This is a genomic window from Pseudogemmobacter hezensis (assembly GCF_013155295.1).
Classification (GTDB): Bacteria; Pseudomonadota; Alphaproteobacteria; order Rhodobacterales; family Rhodobacteraceae; genus Pseudogemmobacter; species Pseudogemmobacter hezensis.
Map to the genome: position 1 here is coordinate 1 of NZ_JABJXT010000023.1, position 16,822 is coordinate 16,822.

28 protein-coding genes are annotated in these 16,822 nt (G+C 60.1%); 27 read left to right on the forward strand and 1 reads right to left on the reverse strand.

Annotated elements, in window-relative coordinates; translation table 11 throughout:
* The 25 genes from HOY34_RS18580 to HOY34_RS18700 form a co-directional block, all read left to right on the forward strand.
* Positions 1-318: EF-Tu C-terminal domain-related protein (locus HOY34_RS18580; RefSeq protein WP_495553237.1), on the forward strand; the 318-nt coding region annotated here is incomplete at its 5' end.
* Between the two features lie 356 nt (positions 319-674).
* Positions 675-983, forward strand: coding sequence for a 30S ribosomal protein S10 (gene rpsJ / locus HOY34_RS18585; protein WP_092899250.1), 309 nt, complete (start codon positions 675-677; stop codon positions 981-983).
* Between the two features lie 10 nt (positions 984-993).
* Complete coding sequence (gene rplC / locus HOY34_RS18590; RefSeq protein ID WP_172365642.1) at positions 994-1,716, forward strand: 50S ribosomal protein L3; 723 nt, start codon at positions 994-996, stop codon at positions 1,714-1,716.
* Complete coding sequence (gene rplD / locus HOY34_RS18595) at positions 1,713-2,333, forward strand: 50S ribosomal protein L4 (RefSeq protein WP_172365644.1); 621 nt, start codon at positions 1,713-1,715, stop codon at positions 2,331-2,333. The genes rplC and rplD overlap by 4 nt, the downstream gene beginning before the upstream one ends.
* Positions 2,330-2,626 (forward strand): 50S ribosomal protein L23, encoded by a 297-nt coding sequence (locus tag HOY34_RS18600; RefSeq protein WP_172365646.1) that lies wholly within the window; start codon positions 2,330-2,332, stop codon positions 2,624-2,626. The genes rplD and HOY34_RS18600 overlap by 4 nt, the downstream gene beginning before the upstream one ends.
* Positions 2,627-2,740: 114 nt before the next feature.
* A complete protein-coding gene (locus tag HOY34_RS18605; protein WP_172365648.1) occupies positions 2,741-3,343 on the forward strand; it encodes a hypothetical protein in 603 nt (200 codons plus the stop codon).
* Between the two features lie 141 nt (positions 3,344-3,484).
* Complete coding sequence (locus tag HOY34_RS18610) at positions 3,485-4,000, forward strand: hypothetical protein (protein WP_172365650.1); 516 nt, start codon at positions 3,485-3,487, stop codon at positions 3,998-4,000.
* Between the two features lie 298 nt (positions 4,001-4,298).
* A complete protein-coding gene (rplB, locus tag HOY34_RS18615; protein WP_172365652.1) occupies positions 4,299-5,138 on the forward strand; it encodes a 50S ribosomal protein L2 in 840 nt (279 codons plus the stop codon).
* A 3-nt stretch (positions 5,139-5,141) separates the two neighbouring features.
* On the forward strand, positions 5,142-5,420 hold the full coding sequence (rpsS, locus tag HOY34_RS18620; protein ID WP_172365654.1) for a 30S ribosomal protein S19: 279 nt from the start codon (positions 5,142-5,144) through the stop codon (positions 5,418-5,420).
* Positions 5,421-5,423: 3 nt separating this feature from the next.
* Positions 5,424-5,804 carry a 50S ribosomal protein L22 gene (gene rplV, locus HOY34_RS18625; RefSeq protein ID WP_092899236.1) on the forward strand — a complete coding sequence of 127 codons (381 nt, stop codon included), beginning with the start codon at positions 5,424-5,426 and terminating at the stop codon, positions 5,802-5,804.
* Positions 5,804-6,529, forward strand: a complete 726-nt coding sequence (rpsC, locus tag HOY34_RS18630; RefSeq protein WP_112311934.1) for a 30S ribosomal protein S3 — start codon at positions 5,804-5,806, stop codon at positions 6,527-6,529. The genes rplV and rpsC overlap by 1 nt, the downstream gene beginning before the upstream one ends.
* 13 nt (positions 6,530-6,542) lie before the next feature.
* The gene (gene rplP / locus HOY34_RS18635; RefSeq protein ID WP_172365656.1) at positions 6,543-6,956 is read left to right on the forward strand and encodes a 50S ribosomal protein L16; all 414 of its coding nucleotides are present in this window, start codon (positions 6,543-6,545) and stop codon (positions 6,954-6,956) included.
* Positions 6,957-7,148: 192 nt separating this feature from the next.
* Entirely contained in the window at positions 7,149-8,432 is a 1,284-nt protein-coding gene (locus HOY34_RS18640; RefSeq protein WP_172365658.1) for a Hint domain-containing protein, read from the forward strand.
* A gap of 213 nt (positions 8,433-8,645) precedes the next feature.
* Positions 8,646-8,846, forward strand: coding sequence for a 50S ribosomal protein L29 (gene rpmC, locus HOY34_RS18645; RefSeq protein ID WP_112311936.1), 201 nt, complete (start codon positions 8,646-8,648; stop codon positions 8,844-8,846).
* 11 nt (positions 8,847-8,857) lie between these two features.
* Positions 8,858-9,091: a 30S ribosomal protein S17 gene (gene rpsQ, locus HOY34_RS18650; protein WP_112311937.1), complete on the forward strand. Its 234-nt coding sequence runs from the start codon at positions 8,858-8,860 to the stop codon at positions 9,089-9,091.
* An 89-nt stretch (positions 9,092-9,180) separates the two neighbouring features.
* A complete protein-coding gene (rplN, locus tag HOY34_RS18655; RefSeq protein WP_112311938.1) occupies positions 9,181-9,549 on the forward strand; it encodes a 50S ribosomal protein L14 in 369 nt (122 codons plus the stop codon).
* Between the two features lies 1 nt (position 9,550).
* On the forward strand, positions 9,551-9,856 hold the full coding sequence (gene rplX, locus HOY34_RS18660) for a 50S ribosomal protein L24 (RefSeq protein WP_172365660.1): 306 nt from the start codon (positions 9,551-9,553) through the stop codon (positions 9,854-9,856).
* A gap of 1 nt (position 9,857) precedes the next feature.
* Entirely contained in the window at positions 9,858-10,418 is a 561-nt protein-coding gene (gene rplE, locus HOY34_RS18665; RefSeq protein ID WP_172365662.1) for a 50S ribosomal protein L5, read from the forward strand.
* Between the two features lie 18 nt (positions 10,419-10,436).
* The gene (gene rpsN, locus HOY34_RS18670) at positions 10,437-10,742 is read left to right on the forward strand and encodes a 30S ribosomal protein S14 (RefSeq protein ID WP_172365664.1); all 306 of its coding nucleotides are present in this window, start codon (positions 10,437-10,439) and stop codon (positions 10,740-10,742) included.
* A 12-nt stretch (positions 10,743-10,754) separates the two neighbouring features.
* Positions 10,755-11,153, forward strand: a complete 399-nt coding sequence (gene rpsH / locus HOY34_RS18675) for a 30S ribosomal protein S8 (RefSeq protein ID WP_092899217.1) — start codon at positions 10,755-10,757, stop codon at positions 11,151-11,153.
* 10 nt (positions 11,154-11,163) lie between these two features.
* Positions 11,164-11,697: a 50S ribosomal protein L6 gene (gene rplF, locus HOY34_RS18680; RefSeq protein WP_172365666.1), complete on the forward strand. Its 534-nt coding sequence runs from the start codon at positions 11,164-11,166 to the stop codon at positions 11,695-11,697.
* 11 nt (positions 11,698-11,708) lie between these two features.
* Complete coding sequence (rplR, locus tag HOY34_RS18685; RefSeq protein ID WP_172365668.1) at positions 11,709-12,068, forward strand: 50S ribosomal protein L18; 360 nt, start codon at positions 11,709-11,711, stop codon at positions 12,066-12,068.
* 138 nt (positions 12,069-12,206) lie between these two features.
* Positions 12,207-12,776: a 30S ribosomal protein S5 gene (gene rpsE, locus HOY34_RS18690; protein WP_172365670.1), complete on the forward strand. Its 570-nt coding sequence runs from the start codon at positions 12,207-12,209 to the stop codon at positions 12,774-12,776.
* Positions 12,777-12,781: 5 nt separating this feature from the next.
* Positions 12,782-12,973, forward strand: coding sequence for a 50S ribosomal protein L30 (rpmD, locus tag HOY34_RS18695; RefSeq protein ID WP_112311946.1), 192 nt, complete (start codon positions 12,782-12,784; stop codon positions 12,971-12,973).
* A 72-nt stretch (positions 12,974-13,045) separates the two neighbouring features.
* A complete protein-coding gene (locus HOY34_RS18700; protein WP_172365672.1) occupies positions 13,046-14,074 on the forward strand; it encodes a glycosyltransferase family protein in 1,029 nt (342 codons plus the stop codon).
* On the opposite strand, the gene HOY34_RS18705 is transcribed toward HOY34_RS18700, so the two are convergent.
* Positions 14,071-14,652, reverse strand: a complete 582-nt coding sequence (locus HOY34_RS18705; protein WP_172365674.1) for a TonB family protein — start codon at positions 14,650-14,652, stop codon at positions 14,071-14,073. The two genes, HOY34_RS18700 and HOY34_RS18705, sit on opposite strands and share 4 nt — an antisense overlap.
* 221 nt (positions 14,653-14,873) lie before the next feature.
* Here HOY34_RS18705 and rplO point away from each other — a divergent pair, with 221 nt between their 5' ends.
* On the forward strand, positions 14,874-15,350 hold the full coding sequence (gene rplO / locus HOY34_RS18710; RefSeq protein WP_172365676.1) for a 50S ribosomal protein L15: 477 nt from the start codon (positions 14,874-14,876) through the stop codon (positions 15,348-15,350).
* Positions 15,351-15,463: 113 nt separating this feature from the next.
* The gene (gene secY, locus HOY34_RS18715) at positions 15,464-16,822 is read left to right on the forward strand and encodes a preprotein translocase subunit SecY (protein WP_172365678.1); all 1,359 of its coding nucleotides are present in this window, start codon (positions 15,464-15,466) and stop codon (positions 16,820-16,822) included.

Below are 16,822 nucleotides of genomic sequence, written 5' to 3' on the forward strand. Positions count from 1 at the left end.
GGTCAGGTTCTGGCGAAGCCGAAATCGGTTAACCCGCACACCCAATTCGAGGCTGAGGCCTATATCCTCACCAAAGAAGAGGGCGGCCGCCACACCCCGTTCTTCGCGAACTACCGTCCGCAATTCTACTTCCGCACCACCGACGTGACCGGCATGGTGAAACTGCCGGAAGGCACGGAAATGGTTATGCCGGGCGACAACCTGAAGTTCGAAGTCGAGCTGATCGCTCCGATCGCCATGGAAGAGAAGCTGCGCTTCGCTATCCGTGAAGGCGGCCGCACCGTTGGTGCAGGCGTTGTTGCGAAAATCATCAAGTGATCCGCAAGTGATCTGGGGGCCACAAGCCCGCAGATGACGACCTGATTACGAAAGGCCGCCCCGAAACGGGCGGCCTTTTTCGTGGCCACTCATCATCAGGTCTGCTTTGGTGCCTGACGGCCTGGGCCTTTGCCTGCTTTGCGGTCCTGTCGGGAAAACTGCGGGCTGGCGGCATCGGCGCCCTTGCTTTTGAGGGGGATTGGTGCAAAAGGGGCGCGTGGCAGGAAAACTGCCATATGCCTGATTCTTCGGGTGGGTTGGTCATTCCGCCCGTTCAGAGAAAAAGACCGTCAACAATGTGAACCTATCGGGTGCGGCCATCCTGGCTTTACCATGACGTTCCGAAGGAAGAAGCAATGCAAGGTCAGACCATTCGCATCCGCCTCAAGGCCTTCGATTACCGCGTGCTGGATGCCAGCACCCAGGAAATCGTTTCCACGGCCAAGCGCACCGGTGCAGAAGTCCGCGGGCCGATCCCGCTGCCGAACAAAATCGAGAAATTCACGGTTCTCCGTGGTCCGCACATCGACAAAAAGTCGCGCGACCAGTGGGAAATCCGCACCCATAAGCGTCTTCTCGACATCGTCAATCCGACCCCCCAGACCGTGGACGCGCTGATGAAGCTCGACCTCGCCGCTGGCGTGGATGTCGAGATCAAGGTGTAAGGGGGCAAAGATGCGTTCCGGTATTATCGCAAAGAAGCTGGGCATGACCCGGCTGTTCCAGGAAGACGGCAAGCAGATCCCGGTCACGGTTCTTCAGCTTGACGCGCTTCAGGTCGTGGCAAACCGCACCGACGAAGTTGACGGCTATACCGCTGTTCAGCTGGGTGCAGGCACGGCAAAAGTTTCGCGCACCACCGCCGCGCAGCGTGGCCACTTCGCCAAAGCGAATGTTGCCCCCAAGCGCAAGCTGGTTGAGTTCCGCGTTTCGGCTGACAACCTGATCGAAGTGGGCGCCGAGCTTTCGGCTGAGCACTACGTCGCAGGCCAGTTCGTCGACATCGCCGGCACCTCGATCGGTAAAGGCTTTGCCGGTGCGATGAAACGTCACAACTTCGGTGGTCTGCGCGCCTCGCACGGTGTGTCGATCTCGCACCGTTCGCATGGTTCGACCGGTCAGTGCCAGGACCCCGGCAAGGTGTTCAAAGGCAAGAAAATGGCTGGTCACATGGGTGCCGTGCGCGTCACCACCCAGAACCTGCAAGTGGTGAAAACCGATGCAGAGCGTGGCCTGATCCTGGTCAAGGGCGCAGTCCCCGGTGCAGCCGGTGGTTGGGTCACTGTCAAGGATGCCGTGAAAAAAGCTCCGCATGCTGATGCACCGCGTCCGGCGGCTCTGCGTTCGGCAGCTGCAGCTGCTCCGGCTGTGGAAGCAGTCGAAGGGGGTGAAGCATGAAACTTGATGTGATCAAACTCGACGGCGGCGCCGCTGGCTCGGTTGACCTGGATGAAGCTCTGTTCGGCCTTGAGCCGCGCGCAGACATCCTGCACCGCGTTGTGCGCTGGCAGCGTGCAAAGTCGCAGGCAGGCACCCATTCGACGCTGACCCGCGGCGAAGTGTCTTACTCGACCAAGAAGATCTATCGCCAGAAAGGCACCGGCGGCGCACGTCACGGTTCCAAGAAGGCCCCGATCTTCCGTCACGGTGGTGTGACCAAGGGCCCGACCCCGCGCTCGCACGCCCATGACCTGCCGAAGAAGTTCCGTGCGCTCGGTCTGCGCCACGCGCTTTCGGCCAAGGCCAAAGCTGGTGAACTGGTGATCCTCGACAGCCTCGCGCTGGCCGATGCGAAAACCGGCGCTCTGGCAAAGACCCTGGGCGAGCGTGGCTGGAAGCGTGTTCTGGTCATCGACGGTGCGACGGTTGACGCGAATTTCGCGCTGGCTGCCCGCAACATCGAAGGCGTGGACGTTCTTCCGACCATCGGCGCCAATGTCTATGATATCCTGAAGCGTGACACCCTGGTGATCACCAAAGCAGGTATCGAAGCTCTGGAGGCTCGCCTGAAATGAGCGTTAAAGCTGAACATTACGACGTGATCCGCAAGCCGATCATCACCGAGAAGGCAACGCTTGCCTCGGAAAATGGTGCGGTTGTGTTCCAGGTTGCGATGGATTCGACCAAGCCGCAGATCAAAGAGGCCGTTGAGGCTGTCTTTGGCGTCAAGGTCAAAGCCGTCAACACCACCATCACCAAAGGCAAGGCCAAGCGTTTCCGCGGCCGCGCCGGTGAGCGTTCGGACGTGAAAAAGGCCTATGTTACCCTCGAAGAGGGCAACACGATCGACGTGTCGACCGGCCTCTGATCGTTTGATATTCCTATCGGAAAGCCCCTGCGCAAGCGGGGGCTTTTTTCTTTGCGCGAAGCCTGGGTCAGGCTAGCATTGCGCCATGTGTAAAGCAGAGGTGCGGTTGTGATTTTGCGATGGATATCCAGGCTTTTCGGCCGCAAGCCTGCGCCTGCGCCAGAGTTTCCCCATTACGTCACCGCGAAGCTGAACGCGAAGCTGCAGCCGCTGGATCGTGGCTTTGTCTTTGAGGAGCCGCTGACTGCGCAGCTTGAGGCGCGGGGCCTCGGCACTGTCAGCGGCGGCGGCACCATGTTTTCCAGGGAAACGGGGATCGACTGGATTGACCTGGAGATTGGTCTGCATGACCTTTCGGATACAACCATCACGACGGTGCTTGAGACACTTTTGCAGATTGGGGCCCCGAAGGGGTCAGAGCTGCAGTTTTCCGACCGGGATCCCATCCCCTTTGGCAAAACCGAAGGTCTGGGCATCTTCCTCAATGGCACCGATCTGCCGAAAGAGGTCTATGAGACTTCGGATGTGAACAGCACGATTGAGGCGATTGGCGCGGCTTTGGCCGATATCCCGCATTACTGGGGGTATTGGCAGGGACCGACCGAGACGGCGCTTTATTTCTACGCAGACAGCTATCAGGCGATGGTTGCGGCGGTGACGCCTGTTCTGGCGCGGGATCCGCTTTGCGAAAAAGCCCGGTTAGAGCAGGTCGCCTGAGCGCCCGGCTGAGCAACTGGCGGGTTTTGTCAACCCAGGGGATACCTGCATTGTAAGCCTGCCCTGATGCGGGCAAAAGAGGGCAGGTGCCCAGGCCTCAATGCAGCTGCCCGGGCATGGCATCCTCATATCGGAGTGAACATGTCATTCTCAAAAACCGCCCTTTTCGCCATCGGGCTTTCGCTGGCGCTGCCCGCGGCTGGCAATGCGTTTATCTTCTCGTCAACCCTGCCGGAATTTCAGGTCAGCGGTGGTGATGCCGTGACCGACAATCCGGTGGGAATCCAGGCCCAAAACGAATGCTATCCGGCCAGCGACGATCTCTCGGAGCCGGGGAAGATCCTTGCGGATGGCGACTGGGTGGTGACCAGCGAAGTCTCTTTCTATGATTTCGAGCTGGTCAGCTTCGCCGCCATTGCCACCCCGAAAGAGGGCGGGGCCTGCGAGTTCTTCGACGGCAAGATCGCGGTCTGGAAGGATGGTGCCTTTGTTGCGCTGATCGAGGAAGGCGTCGCTGACCAGCTGCTGATCGGCCACATTCGCCCCGTCGATGGCACGGTGGTCGAGATCCGCAGCGGTGCCGCCCAGCCTGAAACGGTCGGCTATGTCGCCTATGACGCCGCAGCAGAAGAGCTGTTCCTGTCGAAAACGCCCTGAGAAAGATGGCGCCCCCCGGCTCTGGTTCCCTGTGCCCCCTGCCGGGGCAGGGCTTTTGCGGAAAAAGGCGGATTGGGCTGTTGCTGCGCAGACCGCTTTCTGTTACGAGCCATCCATTCCAGAGCCCCCCGGATTCGTCCGGGGGTCTTTGGTTTTGTCCGAATCCTTTCCTGGAAGGGATAAGGACATTTCAGCCGGGGATCTTCGGAGCCCTTAACCCAGGGCCGAAAAGCCGACCAAAGGTCATCAGACCACCGGGCGGCACTTATGGCCCAGAAGCAAACGGAAGACAGAGAACATGGCACTCAGGTCTTATAAACCTACGACGCCAGGCCAGCGCGGGCTGGTTCTGATCGACCGTTCGGAGCTGTGGAAAGGCCGTCCTGTTAAAGCGCTGACCGAAGGTCTGCGCAAACATGGTGGCCGGAACAATACCGGACGGATTACTGTGCGCCACCAGGGCGGCGGGGCAAAGCGCCTCTACCGTATCGTGGATTTCAAACGCGCAAAATGGGATGTCGCAGCGACCGTCGAACGGATCGAATACGACCCCAACCGCACCGCATTCATTGCACTGGTGCGTTATGCAGACGGCGAGCAGGCCTATATCCTCGCGCCGCAACGTCTTGCAGTTGGTGACCAGGTGGTTGCCGGTGCAAAGGTCGACGTGAAGCCCGGCAATGCGATGCCTTTCTCGGGCATGCCGATCGGTACCATCGTGCACAACGTGGAACTGAAGCAAGGCAAGGGCGGCCAGCTGGCACGCGCTGCAGGCACCTATGCACAATTCGTCGGTCGTGACGGTTCCTATGCTCAGATCCGCCTGTCCTCGGGCGAGCTGCGTCTGGTCCGTCAGGAATGCATGGCCACCATCGGTGCCGTGTCGAACCCCGACAACTCGAACCAGAACTTCGGTAAAGCCGGTCGTATGCGCCACAAAGGCGTGCGCCCGACTGTCCGCGGCGTCTCGATGAACCCGATCGACCACCCGCATGGTGGTGGTGAAGGCCGGACCTCGGGTGGCCGTCACCCGGTTACGCCCTGGGGCAAACCCACCAAGGGCGCCCGTACGCGCAGCAACTCGACCACGGATAAATACATTGTCCGCTCGCGTCACGCCAAGAAGAAAGGGCGCTGATCCATGGCACGTTCCATCTGGAAAGGCCCGTTTGTCGATGGCTATGTCCTGAAAAAGGCAGAGGCGTCGAAGGCTTCGGGCAAGAACGAAGTGATCAAGATCTGGTCGCGTCGCTCGACCATCCTGCCGCAATTCGTCGGGCTTACCTTCGGCGTCTATAACGGCAAAAAGCACGTCCCGGTCGCTGTGACCGAGGAAATGATCGGTCAGAAATTCGGTGAATACTCGCCGACCCGTACCTACTACGGGCATGCTGCCGACAAAAAAGCCAAGAGGAAGTAAGCCATGGGTAAGGAAAAAAATCCGCGCCGCGTGGCGGATAATGAGGCGATGGCCGTTGCACGTATGCTGCGCACCTCGCCCCAGAAACTGAATCTGGTTGCGGGCCTGATCCGTGGCAAGAAAGTCGACAAGGCGCTGGCCGACCTGACCTTCTCCAAGCGTCGTATCGCTGGCGAAGTGAAGAAAGTCCTGCAGTCCGCGATTGCGAACGCCGAGAATAACCATGGTCTCGACGTTGACAACCTGATCGTGGCCGAAGCCTGGTGCGGCAAGAACCTGGTGATGAAGCGGGGCCGTCCGCGGGCTCGTGGCCGGTTCGGCAAGATCATGAAGCCGTTCTCTGAGATCACCATCAAGGTTCGTCAGTCCGGGGAGTCCGCATAATGGGACAGAAGGTCAATCCGATCGGCATGCGTCTTCAGGTCAACCGCACCTGGGACAGCCGCTGGTTCGCTGAATCGAAAGACTTCGGCAACCTGCTTCTGGAAGATCTCCGCATCCGCGAGTTCATCCACAAAGAAGCCAAACAGGCCGGCATCTCGAAAGTCGTCATCGAGCGTCCGCACCGCAAGTGCCGCGTGACCATCTACTCGGCACGTCCGGGTGTGATCATCGGCAAAAAAGGCGCTGACATCGAGACCCTTCGCAAGAAGGTCGCTGCTTTCACCGCCTCGGAACTGCATCTGAACATCGTCGAAGTGCGCAAGCCCGAAGTCGATGCCCAGCTGGTGGCCGAGTCGATCGCACAACAGATGGAGCGTCGCGTGTCGTTCCGTCGTGCGATGAAGCGTGGCGTTCAGAACGCGATGCGCATGGGCGCCCTGGGCATCCGTGTGAACGTGGCTGGTCGTCTGGGTGGTGCGGAAATCGCGCGTACCGAATGGTACCGTGAAGGCCGCGTGCCGCTGCATACGCTTCGTGCTGACATCGACTATGCGCTGTCGGAAGCCGAAACCCCCTACGGGATCATCGGCGTGAAAGTCTGGATCTTCAAAGGCGAAATCCTTGAGCATGATCCGCAAGCACACGATCGTCGCCTGGCAGAGGCAGCGGATGCTCCGGCACCCCGCGGTCCGCGCCGTGAGCGTGGCGACCGTGAGCGCGCCTGAGGAGTATTGAACAATGCTGCAACCAAAGCGCACTAAATTCCGCAAGATGCACAAGGGCCGGATCTCCGGCGAGGCAAAAGGCGGTTCCACCTTCAACTTCGGTTCCTTCGCCCTCAAAGCGACCGAGCCGGAGCGTGTGACGGCCCGTCAGATCGAGGCGGCTCGCCGCGCGATCACCCGTTACATGAAGCGTCAGGGCCGTGTCTGGATCCGTATTTTCCCGGATACCCCGGTTTCGGCCAAGCCGACCGAGGTCCGGATGGGTTCGGGCAAAGGTTCGGTGGATTACTGGGCAGCCCGCGTGAAGCCGGGCCGCATCATGTTCGAGATCGACGGTGTGGGCGAGGAAATCGCCCGTGAAGCACTGCGTCTCGGCGCGATGAAACTGCCGGTGACCACCCGCATCATCCAGCGCGAAGACTGGTAAGTCACAGCGCCTGAAATTTCTGCAAACCCCCGCTTCGGCGGGGGTTTTTGTTTTGCGGGGGGGGCATCGGGAAATCTGAGGTGATTTCGCAATGGCAAACACAACTCAACGATGTATCCTGCGGCCCGAAGACCCTGCGACAGCATTTGAGGTCTGAAACATCGGACACAGATCCGAGGCCAGGAGGACAGAATGGCGATTTACACTCCGACCTATATCTATCTGGGCAATAAGCCCGCCCTGATTAACCCTGACTGGAATGGGGTGGGTGCGGCGCGCAGCACCTCGGAAACAGAGGCGCAGGTCGTTGCCGGCTGGAGTTTTGACTCCGACGGCATGCAGGGCGTTCAGGTCACTGGCAACGTGCCGACGGGCAACAATTTCCGGCGTGGCATTGATGAGCTGACCTATACGCTCAACGACGGAAGTGGCGGCAGCATCACCAGGCATGCGGTCTATACCAGCCATGTCGTGGTCAAGGTGACGATTGACGTGGTGCGCTATGAACCAGGCAATCCGGCCGCCAATGCGCAGGGACATGTCCATAGCACCGTCGATCTGCGCGGTGTCGTCGTGCAGATGGAAAATGGCGATATCTTTATGCGCCCATATTATCTGGACCAGTCAGCCTGGGAAACGACACTGAATTCCTGGGCGATTGACCAGATCCATATCACGAGCGTCGCAAACCAGTCTGACAATACCGATGCCGCGACTGGCGGCTTCAGTGCTGCGACAAGCTTCCCGCCTGAATTCGTCGGCGATCTTCCGGTCGCGCCCTGCTTTGCCGCCGGAACCCTGATCGCCACCGCAACGGGTGAACGGGCAATTGAGGATCTGGCGGCTGGCGATCAGATCATGACCGCCAGCGGAGAGGCACGCCCGATCCGTTGGATCGGCAAACGCAGGGTTTCAGCCCTGCAGCTGCAGGTGGCGGGATATCTGCGTCCGGTGCGTATTGCGGCAGATGCGTTTGGGCCGGGGCGTCCGGCGCAGGATCTGCTGGTATCACCTCAGCATCGTGTGGTGGTCAGCTCGCATATCGCAGAGCGGATGTTTGGTCAGGGACAGGTGTTGATCGCCGCCAAACATCTGGTTGGATTGCCGGGGGTCACGATTGCCGCAGAGGTGACAGAGGTTACCTATTTCCACCTGCTGCTGGATCAGCATCAGATCATTGCGTCGAATGGGCTGCTGACGGAAAGCCTTTTGCCGCGCGATCAGGTCTTGTCAGGCCTGGGCACTGAGGCCGAACGCGAGTTGCGCCACCTTTTCCCGCAGCTCTTTGCGGCCGAGGCTGAGGTCGAGGCGGCGCTGCCCTGCATCGCCGGGCGTCGGGCACGCTCGTTGCTGCGCCGCCACAGCAAGAACCAGCATCAGCTGGCTGCTCCTTCTGTTGCTGCTTCCCTGGGGAAGGCCACCTGCGTGGCTGCCGCCTGCGTGACTGCAGCCTCTGTGGCGTTCGCTGCGTGTTAAGCCGCCTGCTCCCGGCGAGGGCAGGGGGCTGGCCTCGCCTGGAATATGCGATTTTCCTGAGGTTTTGCTTGCCTCGGGGGGGCTTGCCTGGTATCAGACGCCATCCACGGCTCCGGGGCGACTCGGATTCGGGGGTATTTCATTGATCCACCAGGTCAAAGGTCACCCGGCCATATGCCGGGGCTCTCTGGTGAATGTAAAAGGAAAAGGCGCATGACCGCCAAAGAACTGACCGGGAAAACCCCGGACCAGCTGCGCGACCAGCTTGTCGCGCTCAAGAAGGAAGCCTTCAATCTGCGCTTCCAGCAAGCGACCAATCAGCTTGAGAACACCGCCCGCATGCGCACCGTGCGCCGCGAAGTGGCCCGTATCAAAACCGTTCTCGGCCAAAAAGCCGCTGAAGCTGCGAAGTAAGGATCAGACCCATGCCGAAGCGCATCCTGACTGGCACCGTTACCTCGGACAAGAACGAGCAGACCATTACCGTTCTCGTCGAGCGTCGTTTTAAGCACCCGCTGCTGCAAAAAACGGTCCGTAAGTCGAAGAAATACCGCGCCCATGACGCGGAAAACAAATTCAAAGTGGGTGACACTGTTCGTATCGAAGAGTGCGCGCCGATTTCGAAGACGAAGCGTTGGACGGTGGTGGTCGAGGCCTGAGCAATCAGTCCTCTCCATACCGTTCAGCTTATAACTGAGCGATACCCCGGGGCGGTTGATCGCTGTCCCCGAAGGTCGGGAGAAACCAAATGATCCAGATGCAGACCAATCTGGATGTAGCTGATAACTCCGGCGCCCGCCGGGTTCAGTGCATCAAGGTTCTGGGCGGCTCGCACCGCCGCTACGCATCCGTGGGCGACATCATCGTGGTGTCGGTCAAGGAGGCGATTCCTAAGGGTCGCGTTAAGAAAGGTGACGTGCGTAAAGCCGTCGTCGTTCGCACCGCGAAAGAAGTTTTCCGCGAAGATGGCACCGCCATCCGCTTTGACCGTAACGCTGCCGTCATCCTGAACAATCAGGGCGAGCCGGTTGGCACCCGTATCTTCGGGCCGGTCGTTCGTGAGCTGCGCGCGAAGAACTTCATGAAGATCATCTCGCTGGCGCCGGAGGTGCTGTGATATGGCTGCTAAGCTGAAAAAAGGCGATACCGTTATCGTTCTGACCGGCAAGGACAAGGGCAAGAAGGGCGAAATCTCGTCCGTTTCGCCCAAGGACAACAAAGCCGTGGTCGATGGCGTGAACATCGCGATCCGTCACACCAAGCAATCCGCAGGCAGCCAGGGCGGCCGCATCCCGAAAGCGATGCCGATTGACCTGTCGAACCTTGCTCTGCTCGACAAGAATGGCAAAGCGACCCGCGTCGGCTTCCGTGAGGAAGACGGCAAGAAAGTCCGTTTCGCCAAGACCACCGGGGAGGCTATCTGATATGCTCGACACCGCTGCATATACCCCGCGTCTGAAAGCCGAGTATAAGGCAAAGATCCGCGCCGCTCTGAAAGCCGAATTCGGCTATAAGAACGACATGCAGATCCCGCGCCTTGACAAGATCGTCCTGAATATGGGCGTCGGCGAAGCGGTGAAAGACACCAAGAAAGTCAAGCAAGCCTCCGAGGAACTCTCGCAGATTGCTGGCCAGAAGGCTGTCATCACCAAGGCCAAGAAATCCATCGCAGGCTTCCGCGTTCGTGAAGAGATGCCGCTCGGCACCAAAGTCACGCTGCGCGGCGACAAGATGTATGAATTCCTTGATCGTCTGATCAACGTGGCTCTGCCCCGCGTCCGCGACTTCCGCGGCGTGAAAGGCACCTCGTTTGACGGCCGTGGCAACTATGCCATGGGCCTGAAAGAGCACATCGTTTTCCCGGAAATCGAATTCGACAAAGTCGATGAGGTTCTGGGTATGGACATCATCATCTGCACGAACGCCAAGTCGGATGCCGAAGCAAAAGCCTTGCTGAAGCATTTCAACATGCCGTTCACGGCCTGATCGCGAGGAACCTGAAACATGGCGAAGAAATCCATGGTGAACCGCGAAGTGAAGCGCGAAAAGCTGGTTGCACGTCACGCAACCAAGCGCGCTGCACTCAAGGCGGTGATCAATGATCAAGAGAAGCCGATTGAAGAGCGCTTTGCTGCGACTCTGAAACTGGCTGAAATGCCCCGCAACTCTTCGGCTGTGCGCATGCACAACCGTTGCCAGCTGACGGGTCGTCCGCATGCTTACTACCGTAAGCTGAAACTGTCGCGGATCATGCTGCGTGAACTGGCCTCGTTCGGCCAGATCCCGGGCATGGTCAAGTCGAGCTGGTAAGGGAGAGAGCAGATGCCTGTTAATGATCCCATCGGCGATATGCTGACCCGTATCCGTAACTCGTCGCTGCGCGGCAAGTCCACGGTTTCCACCCCGGCTTCGACCCTGCGTGCCCGCGTCCTGGACGTGCTGCTGGCAGAAGGTTACATCCGCGGTTATGAAAAAGCTGAGACCTCGAATGGTCAGGGCGAATTCACCATCAGCCTGAAATACTACGAAGGCGAGCCGGTCATCCGCGAGTTGAAGCGGGTCTCGAAGCCGGGCCGTCGCGTGTATATGGGCGTTGAGCAGCTTCCCTCGGTCCGCAATGGCCTGGGCGTCGCTATCGTCTCGACCCCGAAGGGCGTTTTGTCGGATGCAAATGCACGCGCAGCCAATGTTGGCGGCGAAGTGCTTTGCACCGTGTTCTGAGGAGGGTTTAATGTCTCGTATCGGCAAGAAACCCGTCGAACTGGTGAAGGGCGTTACCGCGTCCGTCTCTGGTCAGACCATCGAAGTCAAGGGGCCGAAAGGCACCCGTTCCTTCACCGCTGGCGACAATGTGTCGGTCACTGTTGAGGGCAATGAAGTGAAAGTCACCCCGCGTGGCCTTTCCAAAATTGCCCGTCAGCAATGGGGCATGTCGCGCTCGATGATCGAAAATCTTGTGATCGGTGTCAGCACCGGCTTCAAGAAAGAGATGGAAATTCAGGGCGTTGGTTATCGCGCGGCGATGGCTGGCAATGTTCTGAAACTGTCTCTCGGCTTCTCGCACGAAGTGAATTTCGAAGTGCCGAAGGGGATCACTGTTACGACCCCGAAGCCCACCGAGATCACCGTCGAGGGCATCGATCAGCAGGAAGTCGGCCAGGTGGCAGCGAACATCCGCGACTGGAAGCGTCCCGAGCCCTATAAAGGCAAAGGGATCCGCTACAAGGGCGAGTTCGTCTTCCGCAAGGAAGGCAAGAAGAAGTAAGGGGCGCAAAAATGGCTTTGACAAAAAGAGAGCTGTTCCTGAAGCGCCGCTTGCGCGTACGGAACAAAATCAAATCGGCGAATGCAGGTCGTCTGCGTCTCTCCGTTCACCGCTCGTCGAAAAACATCAGCGTTCAGCTGATCGACGATGTGAATGGCGTGACCCTGGCCGCAGCATCCTCGCTGGAAAAAGAACTGGGCGTCGTTGGCAAGAACAACGTCGAAGCAGCCGCGAAAGTGGGTGCAGCGATTGCAGAACGCGCCAAAAAGGCCGGTGTGGAAGAAGTTTACTTCGACCGCGGTGGCTTCCTCTTCCACGGCAAGATCAAGGCTTTGGCCGAGGCTGCCCGTGAAGGTGGTCTGAAGTTCTGATCCATGCGGGCGGCGCTGGTTGTTTAATCAGCCTGGGCCGCCCCGATGATCCGGGGGTGTCGCTTTGGTGGCGCCCACCTGGATTGACCCTAATCAGGCGCGGCTAGCCCCGTGCCATTCACGGAAAGGTACTGTCACATGGCAGAACGTGAAAACCGCCGGGATCGCCGCGAAAGCCGCGAAGAAACCCCGGAATTCGCAGATCGTCTGGTTGCGATCAACCGCGTGTCGAAAACCGTCAAGGGCGGTAAGCGCTTTGGCTTTGCTGCTCTCGTCGTTGTTGGCGACCAGCGTGGCCGCGTCGGCTTCGGCAAGGGTAAAGCGAAAGAAGTGCCGGAGGCCGTCCGCAAGGCGACCGAGCAGGCCAAGCGTCAGATGATCCGTGTGCAGCTGAAAGACGCCCGCACCGTTCACCACGACATCGAAGGCCGTCACGGTGCAGGTCGCGTTGTGATCCGCTCGGCAGTTCCCGGTACCGGGATCATCGCCGGTGGTCCGATGCGCGCTGTGTTCGAGATGCTGGGCGTGCAGGACGTTGTTGCGAAGTCGCTCGGCTCGCAGAACCCCTACAACATGATCCGCGCAACCTTCGAAGGCCTCTCGAAAGAGAACTCGCCGCGTTCGGTTGCTGCACGTCGTGGCAAGAAAGTGGCTGACATCCTGCGCAAGCCGGAAGCTGAAGCTGCGCCCGAAGCTGTGGAGGGCTGATCGAAATGGCTAAGAAAACCATCGTCGTCCAGCAATACGCCTCGGCAGCCCGTCGCCCGGCGATCCAGACCCAGACCCTGATCGGTCTTGGCCTGAACAAGCTGAACCGCACCCGTGAGCTGGAAGATACCCCTTCGGTTCGCGGCATGGTCAACAAGATCCCGCATCTTGTGAAGATCATCGAAGAGCGCGGCTGAGCCTCTTCACATTTCTGAAAACGCCCCGGTTTCTGACCGGGGCGTTTTCATTTTTGCGCCGCTGCGGTTACAATGGCCGGAAAGAGGGGGCGCCAGAAAGAGGGGGCGGGCGTGCATCTGGTGAATTATTCCGAGCTGATGGGGCCTGACTGGCGCTTTCCCGATCCCTCGTGCCAGATCCCTGGTCTGACCTCTGAATGTCATGTGATCGCGCCTGGCAGCCGGTCATGGGGGCTGCGGCTGAATTCCTGGGCGGCGGCGCGGCGGGCGGTGCGGGCGGCGCGGATGCGGGTTGATGCGACCCTGGTCAGTCACCTGCCGGGGGCCACGCTGCGGGTGGCGGCGCTGGCAGGGCAGGGGGCGCGCCATATCGCGTTTGCCTTCAATTTTACCGATCTGCCGCAGGGGCGGAAGCTGCGGGCCTACCGCGCTGCATTGTCGCGGGTTGATGAATTCGTGATCTTTTCAAATTTCGAGCGTGATCTCTACTCACGCCATTTCGGCCTGGAATCCCAGCGTTTCAGCTTTCTGCCCTGGGCGATGCAGGCCCCGCAGCCCGGTCCGGTCGAGTCGCCCTTTGATCGCCCCTGGCTGGTGGCGCTTGGCGGTGAGGGGCGTGATTATCAGACGCTGCTGGCCGCGGCCCGGCTGCGGCCCGATCTGCGGCTGGTGGTGATTGCCCGGCCCTATAACCTGGCCGGGCTGGATCTGCCCCCGAATGTCCGCGCCTTTACCAATCTGCCCGCGCCGCAGGCCTGGGGGCTGGTTGCCGGGGCCGCCGGGATGCTTTTGCCGCTGCGTGAGGGGCGCACGCCGAACGGGCATATCACCCTGGTCGGGGCGCAGCTTTTGGGGGTGCCGCTGGCGATTACCGACTCGCTTGGTGTCAGGGATTATGTTGATGAGACCAACAGCCTGCTGCTGCCGCCCTCAGACACCGGGGTGCTTGCCGAGGCGATGGACCAGCTGAGTGCAGCTGGCCCCGCTGTTGCAGCCCTGGCCGCCCGCGCGCAGCAGACCGCCAGAGTGCGCAGCAACCCGCAGGTCTGGTGCGACTGGTTCAAAGCCCGGGCGGCAACCGCCACCGAAGGGTCCGTTTAGTCGGCGGCGGGTTCGGGCGCAGCCGGTGTCGCGGGCGTTTCAGCGTCAGGCACATTTGCAGACCCTTCCGCAGGTACATCGGAGGGCACCTCGGGGGCGACCGGGTCCGTCAGCACCGCTTTGAGGGTGATTGAGTAGGTGACGCTATCTTCGGTGATATCGGGTGAGAATGCCGGGAAAGGCTCGGCCCTACGCAGCGTCGCCATTGCCAGATTGTCGAAATCGGTGTTGCCCGAGCTTTCGCCAATACGGCTGCTGATCAGGCGGCCGTCCGGGCCTGTTGTAAATACGACGAGGGTGCTGAATTCGCCGCGCAACCCCTGATCGCGCAGGGCATTCGTGTTCAGCCTTTGTCTTTGAAGGCGCTTCATCAGCGCCGCCTTATAGGCGTCGAGGTTCTCCGGCGGCGCGGCCTCGGACCCGGCCGCGGGTGCCAGTTGATCGGCAGGCTGCGCCTGTGCCTGCTCTGCGGTTGGCGAGGCGGCCTCATCCTGCGCACTGGCGCCAAACGGGGTAACGGCCAGCGCAAAAGCGGCTGCAAACGACAGGAACGGGGCACGGCTGGAACGGGCGGTCATTTCTTATCCTGAAAAAGGGCCGGGCTTGCTGTCCGGCCCGAGGTTGGCTGACTTTACCGTGCATAATGGTCGCAGTTCCGGCGGTGACGCCGGACTTGCCACAGGCTGGGTGGTGGTCTATAGGCCCCAGGGTGGCCCATCGGGCTGCGACTCACAACCAAGAAATGCCGTGTTGGCCCCATCCGTCGCAGGCGGGGCTGTTCCGGCCAGGAGTATGCGACATGAAACTGAATGAACTTCACGACAACGAAGGCGCAGCCCGCAAGAAAAAGCGCGTGGCACGCGGCCCGGGTTCGGGCAAAGGTAAAACCGCAGGTCGCGGTATCAAGGGTCAGAAATCCCGTTCGGGTGTGGCTCTGGGTGGTTACGAGGGTGGCCAGATGCCGCTTTACCGTCGCCTGCCCAAGCGCGGCTTCTCGAAGCCGAACCGCAAGGAATTTGCAGTCGTCAACCTGGGTCTGATCGAGAAATTCATCGGTCTGGGCAAGCTCGACATCAAAGCCGAGATCAACGAGGACGCGCTGGTTGCAGCTGGCCTGACCACCAACAAGCGCGACGGTATCCGCATCCTGAACAAGGGCGAGATCAAATCGGCTGTCAAACTGAACGTGACCGGCGCTTCGGCTGCTGCTGTCGAGGCCATCAAGGCTGCTGGCGGCTCGATCACGGTGAAAGCAGAGGCTGCTGCGGCTGCATAAGCCCAATAAAGCGGTTGTGAGCGGCGAAATCGTCGCTTACATCTCCACTCAGTTTTCCTGCGCCGCCGGATCGGAGAACGGTCCGGCGGCGCTGTCCATGAAAGAGACCGGAAATGGCATCTGCCGCAGAGCAAATGGCCGCCAACCTCTCCTGGGGGGCACTGGCCAAGGCGACCGATCTTCGCCAACGCATTTTCTTTACGATCGGCCTGCTGATCATCTATCGGCTTGGCACCTATATTCCGGTGCCAGGGATCGAAGGTCAGGCGCTGAAGAATACCTGGGCAGAGATCGGGCAGGGGATCGGCGGCATGCTGAACCTCTTCACCGGCGGCGCCATGAGCCGGATGGGCATCTTCGCCCTTGGCATCATGCCCTATATCTCGGCCTCGATCATCGTCCAGCTGCTGGGCACGATGTATGAGCCCTGGAAGAACCTGAAAAAAGAGGGTGAGCTGGGCCGCAAAAAGCTGAACCAGTACACCCGTTACGGCACCGTGATCCTGGCGATTGCCCAGGGCTATGGCATCGCCGCCTCGCTGCAGGCTGGTGATCTGGCACATAATCCGGGGATGTTCTTCATCGCGGGTGTGGTGATCACGCTGGTTGGTGGCACCATGTTCCTGATGTGGCTGGGTGAGCAGATCACCGCACGCGGCATCGGCAATGGCATCTCGCTGATCATCTTCGTCGGCATCGTCGCCGAGATCCCGGCCGCGCTGATGCAATTCCTGGCGCAGGGCCGCTCGGGCGCGATCTCGACCCCGGTGATCCTGGGTGTGATCGTCATGGTCGTGGTGGTTATCGCCTTTGTCGTGTTCATGGAGCGTGCGCTTCGCAAGATCCACATCCAGTATCCGCGCCGTCAGGTGGGGATGAAGGTCTATGACGGCGGCTCTTCGCATCTGCCGATCAAGGTGAACCCGGCGGGCGTTATCCCGGCGATCTTCGCCTCGTCGATCCTGCTGTTGCCGACCACCATTGGCACCTTCTCGGGCAATACCACCAATCCGGTGCTGAACTGGATCGCGCTTTACATGGGCTATGGCACCCCGCTGCATGCGGTGATGCTGGCGCTGATGATCGTCTTCTTCAGCTATTTCTACACCCACAACGTCAGCTTCAAGGTTGATGAGGTGGCTGAGAACCTGAAGAATCAGAACGGCTTTATTCCGGGCATCCGTCCTGGCAAAAAGACCGAGGATTACCTGACCTATGTCACCAACCGGGTTCTGGTGCTGGGCGCGGCCTATCTGACCGCCGTCTGTCTGCTGCCCGAATTCCTGATCGCCAACCTTGGCCTGCCTTTCTACTTTGGCGGTACCTCGGTTCTGATCGTGGTTTCGGTGACCATGGACACGATCAATCAGGTGCAGTCGCATCTGCTGGCGCATCAGTATGAAAGCCTGATCGAAAAGTCGCAGCTGCGCGGCAAGCGCAAAACCGGCCCGCGTGCGCCGGCCCGTCGATAA

Excerpts from the sequence above, each read along its gene's own strand:
- rplX (WP_172365660.1), top strand. The coding sequence starts at position 9,551 with ATGGCTGCTAAGCTGAAAAAAGGCGATACCGTTATCGTTCTGACCGGC.
- HOY34_RS18705 (WP_172365674.1), bottom strand. The coding sequence starts at position 14,652 with ATGACCGCCCGTTCCAGCCGTGCCCCGTTCCTGTCGTTTGCAGCCGCT.
- rpsJ (WP_092899250.1), top strand. The coding sequence starts at position 675 with ATGCAAGGTCAGACCATTCGCATCCGCCTCAAGGCCTTCGATTACCGC.
- rplR (WP_172365668.1), top strand. The coding sequence starts at position 11,709 with ATGGCTTTGACAAAAAGAGAGCTGTTCCTGAAGCGCCGCTTGCGCGTA.
- rplV (WP_092899236.1), top strand. The coding sequence starts at position 5,424 with ATGGGTAAGGAAAAAAATCCGCGCCGCGTGGCGGATAATGAGGCGATG.
- rplF (WP_172365666.1), top strand. The coding sequence starts at position 11,164 with ATGTCTCGTATCGGCAAGAAACCCGTCGAACTGGTGAAGGGCGTTACC.
- rplC (WP_172365642.1), top strand. The coding sequence starts at position 994 with ATGCGTTCCGGTATTATCGCAAAGAAGCTGGGCATGACCCGGCTGTTC.
- rplO (WP_172365676.1), top strand. The coding sequence starts at position 14,874 with ATGAAACTGAATGAACTTCACGACAACGAAGGCGCAGCCCGCAAGAAA.
- rplN (WP_112311938.1), top strand. The coding sequence starts at position 9,181 with ATGATCCAGATGCAGACCAATCTGGATGTAGCTGATAACTCCGGCGCC.
- rplP (WP_172365656.1), top strand. The coding sequence starts at position 6,543 with ATGCTGCAACCAAAGCGCACTAAATTCCGCAAGATGCACAAGGGCCGG.
- rpsE (WP_172365670.1), top strand. The coding sequence starts at position 12,207 with ATGGCAGAACGTGAAAACCGCCGGGATCGCCGCGAAAGCCGCGAAGAA.
- HOY34_RS18640 (WP_172365658.1), top strand. The coding sequence starts at position 7,149 with ATGGCGATTTACACTCCGACCTATATCTATCTGGGCAATAAGCCCGCC.
- rpsH (WP_092899217.1), top strand. The coding sequence starts at position 10,755 with ATGCCTGTTAATGATCCCATCGGCGATATGCTGACCCGTATCCGTAAC.
- rpsS (WP_172365654.1), top strand. The coding sequence starts at position 5,142 with ATGGCACGTTCCATCTGGAAAGGCCCGTTTGTCGATGGCTATGTCCTG.
- rpsC (WP_112311934.1), top strand. The coding sequence starts at position 5,804 with ATGGGACAGAAGGTCAATCCGATCGGCATGCGTCTTCAGGTCAACCGC.
- rpsQ (WP_112311937.1), top strand. The coding sequence starts at position 8,858 with ATGCCGAAGCGCATCCTGACTGGCACCGTTACCTCGGACAAGAACGAG.
- rpsN (WP_172365664.1), top strand. The coding sequence starts at position 10,437 with ATGGCGAAGAAATCCATGGTGAACCGCGAAGTGAAGCGCGAAAAGCTG.
- rpmC (WP_112311936.1), top strand. The coding sequence starts at position 8,646 with ATGACCGCCAAAGAACTGACCGGGAAAACCCCGGACCAGCTGCGCGAC.
- rplE (WP_172365662.1), top strand. The coding sequence starts at position 9,858 with ATGCTCGACACCGCTGCATATACCCCGCGTCTGAAAGCCGAGTATAAG.
- HOY34_RS18700 (WP_172365672.1), top strand. The coding sequence starts at position 13,046 with ATGGCCGGAAAGAGGGGGCGCCAGAAAGAGGGGGCGGGCGTGCATCTG.
- rplB (WP_172365652.1), top strand. The coding sequence starts at position 4,299 with ATGGCACTCAGGTCTTATAAACCTACGACGCCAGGCCAGCGCGGGCTG.
- secY (WP_172365678.1), top strand. The coding sequence starts at position 15,464 with ATGGCATCTGCCGCAGAGCAAATGGCCGCCAACCTCTCCTGGGGGGCA.
- rplD (WP_172365644.1), top strand. The coding sequence starts at position 1,713 with ATGAAACTTGATGTGATCAAACTCGACGGCGGCGCCGCTGGCTCGGTT.
- HOY34_RS18600 (WP_172365646.1), top strand. The coding sequence starts at position 2,330 with ATGAGCGTTAAAGCTGAACATTACGACGTGATCCGCAAGCCGATCATC.
- rpmD (WP_112311946.1), top strand. The coding sequence starts at position 12,782 with ATGGCTAAGAAAACCATCGTCGTCCAGCAATACGCCTCGGCAGCCCGT.
- HOY34_RS18610 (WP_172365650.1), top strand. The coding sequence starts at position 3,485 with ATGTCATTCTCAAAAACCGCCCTTTTCGCCATCGGGCTTTCGCTGGCG.